This window comes from Acutalibacter caecimuris, from assembly GCF_034335085.1.
Taxonomy (GTDB): domain Bacteria; phylum Bacillota; class Clostridia; order Oscillospirales; family Acutalibacteraceae; genus Acutalibacter; species Acutalibacter caecimuris.
Window position 1 is genome coordinate 1 of the sequence record NZ_JAWXXJ010000054.1, and the last position, 6,377, is coordinate 6,377.

Below are 6,377 nucleotides of genomic sequence, written 5' to 3' on the forward strand. Positions count from 1 at the left end.
CTAAATTCTCCTTCAAAAATTTGTCATCGTGCAATTTTACATCTCTGCATTTCATCTTATTTGGGCAGGTGAACGTGATGTACTTGCGCTCGTCCGTCCACATGACTTGATAGCCGCACCGCTCCATCTCGAAGATGAAGTCCTGCTTACTGCCACTGCGGTTCATGGCGGCACAGATGTCGGCCATCAGTTTGAATTTCCAGCTCTCGCCTTTTATCGCGGCACGGTACTCTCGTGAGGATAATTTGCTCCCTGATTTCTCATAGGGAGGCAGCACTGCCAGCCCATGGGCTGCACAAATTTCATCGTTCAAAGCCCGCAACTCTTTCAGTGTATTCGGGCTTTGCCGCAGCTTTTTACCGTTCTGAAAGCCAACGGAATTGATAACGAAGTGCGAGTGCAGGTGGTCGGCGTCGCAATGCGTTGCCACCAAAATCTCATGACCTGGCCATGCCCGCTCCGCAAACTCTCTGGCGACGGCGTGAACCTCCTGCGGAGTAATGTTTTCGTCGGGTGAGAACGACTGGACGTAGTGATAAAAGTTGATGCCACTCGTCTTGCGGTACGCCTGTTTCGTTGTCAGAAATTCTATAAAAGAGTTTTCACCATCGCAAGAAATGCCACTGACCATGCGCTGGCCGGTGGCATTGTCCGCTACTTTCTTCTCCTGTAGGCAGTAAGAAATCACACCTTTCATGGCGCTGAGCGACTGCCTGCTCTCGGGAATAAATTTTATTGTTGCCATCATCGACCTCCCGCTATGCGTAGGAGCTGCTCGAAAATCATCCGCTGACCCTGAATGACCTCTGAGAAATCAGCCGAGTGAAACGCTCCCGCATTGATTTTCATGGCGATTTGGTTGATGTTGTTGCCGATCCTTTTTAGCTCGATCAGCAGCGGTTTGACGTCCTCGGCAACGTGAATTTCCGTGCGCAGCGAAGTTGCAACAAGAAAATCTGTAATGCTGAGTTGAGCCTTCTTTGCTTTCTTCTTGATCATTTCTTTTTCTGTTTTGGTCAAGCGAATCGTCAGTGTTTCCGCTCGCTTTCTGTTGTTTTGCATACCTTTCTCCTCTCTGAAGTGGGTCCGGGCTACTGCCCGGTTCTTAACGTGCGGGGCGGACAGCCACGCGCTCTGCTTGCCCCAGCGGGAGACCCTTACGCCCTCCTCGGCTGGGAATCCTTCCAGAAAGCCTGGCCGCGAAACGGGGCCAGAATTGCCCCAAAACGGCCTTCTCCGGGCCTGGTAGGGACTTACCCGACTGCCGCCGTAAAACCCGCCAACACGGGCCTACTATGGCCTCACAGGGGCGCAAGGGCCGAAAGCAGCGGCTCATGCCGGACGGACGTTTTCCTTAGAGAATCCAGGGGTTTCAGCACTATCAGGGTCGCAAGGGACGGTAAATTCGGCACTGCTCAATGTTGCGTCACTTGCGGCACTTCCGTCACTATCGGGTGGGGCAGAAGAAAAAGAAACGGTAACCAGCCTCTGCCCATTGCTTCGATGGCTGCGAAAGAAAACACCCTTTTCCTCTAAAATATAGCGCCAACGGTTCATCATCTGCTTGAGGGACTTGGGTGCAATCTCCTTTCCGACCAGCTTACTGACCGCACCGGCAAGCTGCGTATTGTTGCCGCTAAATGTCTGTATCGAACGTACAAACTCAGTGAGTGCCGTCAGTTCCTCTGGCATTTCTATTGAACGATTTTCCAAGCTGTCCTGCACCAATTCCCATGAGCAATCGGATTTTGAGAAACGTAAGTCTAGCTTTCGGGTTTCAATGTCCCGTCCAGTGCAGACCAAAGTTGCCGCGCCCTCACTGCGCTGGCCCCGGTCAAGAATGAAGATGGCGTCCATCGCGCCGCTAATTCCAGTGGTGCCAGAGAGTTTATTGAGCGGGTCGCTGGCTCCCTGCTTACGCAAATGGTGAACGAGCAGAATGGAGAGTTGCAATTCGTCTGCCAGCTTTTTCAGCTCACGTACTTCTTCATAGTCGGAGGCGTATGAGATATCCTGACCGCCGGAGCGAACGATTTGAAATGTGTCAATGGCTACCAGCGCGGTGTCGGGGTGCTCCCGGACAAATTCACGGATCTGTTCGCACAAGCTGGTCCAACTTCTCAGCGGCTGTAGCGAAGAAAGCGTTCGGAGGAGCCTCATCTGTAAGCTGGAGCAGTCGGTCTTGCACCCGGCGGAGCGGGTCTTCCAGGCAGAGGTAGAGGATCGAGCCTTGCTTGACTGGTAGGTTCCACACCGGTTCACCCTTTGCAATCCTCACACACCAGTCCAGCACCATCCAGGATTTGCCGTTCTTGGGTGCGCCGCCTAGCATGGATATCCCTTGAGGCAGGAGCGTATCAATGCAGAATTTGCCCGGCTGAAACCTCATGTCCTGTAGGGTTTCGCCGTCAATGACGGCAAGTCTTTCGATGGGTTTTGGCATACACACATCAGTCCTTTCGGTAAAATAGAAACGCTCCCAGCTTGAAAAAGTGGGAGCAGTATTCATGTTGTAAATCGGAAAGGATCCTGGTATAATTTTGGCGGGAGGTGAACGGTATGCCGCAGGTCAGGTATAAAATCTATACGTTGTCTGCCAGCGCTCTCATGGCCTACGCGCAGGAAGATGCGGAGAGCGGCTATGCCTTTGCGTTGAACGCAAAAGCAACGGAGAAATGCAAAGTGTTGACCGCCCTCCACGAGCAGCAGGACTGTGCGCTGTTCTTTCAAGCTTTGTGTATTCTGCATGGGGATAGCTACCAGTTACCGATGGAGAACACTCTGATTAGTGACCTGTCGGACGTGATCTGCTACGTGGATTTCAGCAATATCTTCGACCGGAATGCCGCACAGAACCGTCATGCCGTCCGGCAGAAAAAGGCAGAGAGTATGTTCCGGCCTGAGGGCATTGTGCTGGATTTTGGCGCTGGCCCCTGTCGGTATCTGGCATTCGAGTGCTCCAACAGCATGAGCCGCAAGGCACAGCTTTCTTTTGTTCGGGAGGACATTTACGAGCCGCTACGCCGGAGAATCATGCTGGATATGAAAATTGGGTCGTGCCAGTTGAGCAAACTTTATGCCTACAATGGGCTGATGCTCTCCGGTGGAACTCGAATAGACGGTGTTGAAATTGACAGGCCCCACCGGGTGATTGTAATTGATAACCCCGAGGTAACTGTCCATGATGTGCCGGTCATTACGGTTGAGGACGATGGGAGCGCAGGTAACATCCGCAAGTATCATCGGGTAGAGCGGAGAGAGGAGATCCCAGTAACTCTATTTGACGGCGAGGGCTTGATTTCAAAGCAGTACGCAGAAATCATTGATAAGGTTTACTGCGGTAAGCATATCCACACGTCGTTTCAGATACGCCTGCCATATGTAAAAGGTATGCTCCATCAGGTTGACTTCAAGGATTTTTTGACCAGCGGGGGCTGTGACACCATTACAGACCTATGGGGTGTGAAACATAACGTCCGTGACGTTGATATTATTTTGACAAAGTCGATGTTTAAGGGATTCGGTTGGCTGACCGAAAATGATATGGCTTGGAGCGATTACTGGAAAGCGTTTCGGAAGTACCGCCATGCGCTTTACATCACGCAGACCAGCAAGGAAAAACCTGAGGAGCTTACTACTCTGAATTACCAATTCTTGAACACGGTTTCTATAACTGCCGAAGAGTTTCGGCCACTTGATTTGCCGTTAGGATGGAAGGATTCACCGGCAAAGGACGAGCGTCGCTGGCTCACAAAAGAAACTGAACTGGTCTATTATAACTACTGTGCGGATGAGGAATTTCGCAAGCAGTACTTTCTATCAGCTCTGGAGCGCAGGTGGTTTTCTAAGAAAAGCAAGGCGTACTACATGGCAAAAATTTTGAAGAAGAACTCGCTATTCATCAATGAGCCTGTCTACACCAAAGAGTTGGACACGAAAGCAGAGCAGGTTTTGAAACAGTATGCAGTCGGACAACTTATCGTCGCAGGTGACAACCGGTTTTTGTCTGGCGATTTGCTGGAATTCCTTGCCTCGTTGCTCCCAAAACAGGTGCCAAGAGATAGAGCAAAACGAACATTCTTTGCAGCGGCAATAGGCAATCAATTCGCAAATAATTCTTTCTATGCGCCAAAGGTTGCTTATGAACATGGCGGGGAATGTACTCTGTTTCGCAATCCCCACATTGCCCGCAATGAGGAAATCCAGTTAAGCTGTTATGCCAAAGTGGAGCAGATGCGCAAGCATTATTTGGGTCATCTCACTGATGTGGTGATGGTGGATTCTCACACGTTGACAGCTGAGCGTTTGGGTGGCACCGACTTCGATGGTGACATGATAAAGACCATCTCCGACCCAATTTTGAATACTTGTGTGAAACGCAATTATCAGGAATATACCTCTTTTGAAAATACCCGCTGCCGAGCCGCAGATACGGGATGCCAACGACCGGTATGCCAGATTCGAGACGGTACGGAATACGTTTTCATCAAGAGTTGGACAAATTTCAAATGCGGCTCTAGATAGAAGTGTGATTGCCTATAACGAAAATTCCGACTTAGATTTACGCCAGCGCTGCAGGGAAGAAACGGAGATTCTGGCTATCCTTACTGGCCTTGAAATCGACTCAGCCAAGAGCGGTGTCAAGCCTGACTTGTCGGAGTATCTGAACAAGAAAGTCGTGAACCGAAGTCTGTTCTTGCAATATAAAAAGCTGCTGGATTCGGCAGAAACTCGCGGCAAATGGTATGAGCCTACCTTCGAGCAAAAGCACAAGGCGTTTTTTGAGAAGACGGACTGGAGAAAGGTAGACTCTAACTTGGAGCGGTTGCCGTATTTGGCGTATCAGTTGAAGAAAAATACACCGAAGTTGAAACCTAAACCTGCAAAAGATAGCGAACTTTTTGTTTTCGCACGGGAGCGTGATTGGAAAAAGAGCCTTGACCCGCAAATCCTTTCTTCTGTATCGACACTTTTGAGTGACTACGAGGCTTGCCTATCCCGCATACGTGCTTGCCGAGTGCCGGTGCAAAATAAGCAGAGGAAGAATGATATCGAGAGAATTTTGTTCAGCCGGGGGCAGGAGGATATTTACGATGCAGACGAGTTGTACGTAGCTTTCCAGGATATTTCTGCGAAGCGGGTTGCGGAAATCCGTGCGGCCATTGTAGAGAGCAAATGGCATTTTATGGACAGTGAGGCCCGATTTGTTTTTCTGGAAAGCCATCTGCCGGAACTCGATAATTATCATGAGCTGTTTTCGGATTTCAGACATAGCGGCTATCGCATTTTAGGTGATTTGATTTGTGATATCAATGATGAGAACCAGGCTACAGACAGAAAGAAATACGTGCGAGATACTGATTCAGTAGCTTTTCAGCATATGATGAACGCTTATCTCGAGCAACCTTTGCGGCATGATTACAGGGAAGTTGTGGCCTTAAAATGTAGGGAACTGTTGGATAGAGTTGTGCGGCCAAGGTCGACAGTGCAGTATGTAGTTGCGCTAGATAAGCGAGATTTGCTGTGGGATTTGCTGATAGACCATATTGAGGAGAATGTTCGCAAGGAGGAGAACCATGTTGAATGAGTTTGAGGAGTTTCGGGCGTACATTGAGCCGCCGATTTACAAAGCGGATAGTAAGCGCGATACAACTTATATGGGACGTTTCTCCATGGACATGATTCTCGATTTTACTGGCCTGGCTCGGGTACTGACGGTTCTTGCCCGTGGATATCTGTTTGCAGATGCGGACGAGAATCTCAGAGCTAGAATTAACTATGCTCGCCGGGCGCTCTGCGCCTGGTGCAGTGTTCCGGATAAAAAGAAAGCCAGCCCTAAAGAGGAGTGGCAGTTCAAAAGTGATTTCAGGGAGTTGCATGGTGAGTTTCTTGAGTTGGTGGACGAAGATGGCATGGGTTGGTTTTGCCGCCATGTTCACGGTATCGCACGCTTTATGAAGAACAATCCTGATAAGGTGAGCAAGACGGCGTATGGCAAAGCAGATGTCATAGATAAAGAATTTGATGCGGCTTGGCGAAAGAAGGTTGTGCAGTTTCAAGTGCCGATCTTTTCGCAGGGTACGAGTGGTGCGTGGGTTTTGAGGTTTGATGACGTGCTGGCTGATGCTCTGGAACTGGGGCCGCTGCGAAACAACAGCATTGACTTGCCGGACGATATTCTCGATCGAATTGAAGAACTCCGGTCTGAGAAGGTGCCGACTGAAGTTATCTGCACTTTAGTGGCATATTACATTGCAAATAAGCCGGAGGATTCTGAATGGGTCGTGCTGCCGGTCACAAACTTTGACGCATATTTTGGCAGTACCATGTTCAGCAGGAAGTGGCTGCCCGCTATTCCTGAGAGCATTATCATGCGG

The 6,377-nt window shown here is 49.8% G+C and carries 7 protein-coding genes; 3 read left to right on the forward strand and 4 right to left on the reverse strand.

What is annotated here, in order from left to right; translation table 11 throughout:
- The 4 genes from U8U01_RS16645 to U8U01_RS16660 form a co-directional block, all read right to left on the reverse strand.
- On the reverse strand, positions 1-745 hold a 745-nt coding region (locus tag U8U01_RS16645), incomplete at its 3' end, for a relaxase/mobilization nuclease domain-containing protein (RefSeq protein WP_322176687.1).
- Entirely contained in the window at positions 745-1,062 is a 318-nt protein-coding gene (locus U8U01_RS16650) for a plasmid mobilization protein (RefSeq protein WP_322176689.1), read from the reverse strand. The genes U8U01_RS16650 and U8U01_RS16645, both read right to left, overlap by 1 nt.
- Positions 1,063-1,332: 270 nt before the next feature.
- Positions 1,333-2,106, reverse strand: coding sequence for an AAA family ATPase (locus U8U01_RS16655; protein WP_322176691.1), 774 nt, complete (start codon positions 2,104-2,106; stop codon positions 1,333-1,335).
- Positions 2,087-2,509, reverse strand: a complete 423-nt coding sequence (locus U8U01_RS16660) for an AAA family ATPase (protein WP_322176693.1) — start codon at positions 2,507-2,509, stop codon at positions 2,087-2,089. Before U8U01_RS16660 ends, U8U01_RS16655 begins: the two co-directional genes overlap by 20 nt.
- 50 nt (positions 2,510-2,559) lie before the next feature.
- Here U8U01_RS16660 and U8U01_RS16665 point away from each other — a divergent pair, with 50 nt between their 5' ends.
- The 3 genes from U8U01_RS16665 to U8U01_RS16675 form a co-directional block, all read left to right on the forward strand.
- Entirely contained in the window at positions 2,560-4,524 is a 1,965-nt protein-coding gene (locus U8U01_RS16665; RefSeq protein ID WP_322176695.1) for an RNA dependent RNA polymerase, read from the forward strand.
- A 4-nt stretch (positions 4,525-4,528) separates the two neighbouring features.
- Positions 4,529-5,587, forward strand: coding sequence for a hypothetical protein (locus U8U01_RS16670; RefSeq protein ID WP_322176697.1), 1,059 nt, complete (start codon positions 4,529-4,531; stop codon positions 5,585-5,587).
- The coding region (locus U8U01_RS16675; RefSeq protein ID WP_322176699.1) for a hypothetical protein at positions 5,577-6,377 on the forward strand (801 nt) is incomplete at its 3' end. The genes U8U01_RS16670 and U8U01_RS16675, both read left to right, overlap by 11 nt.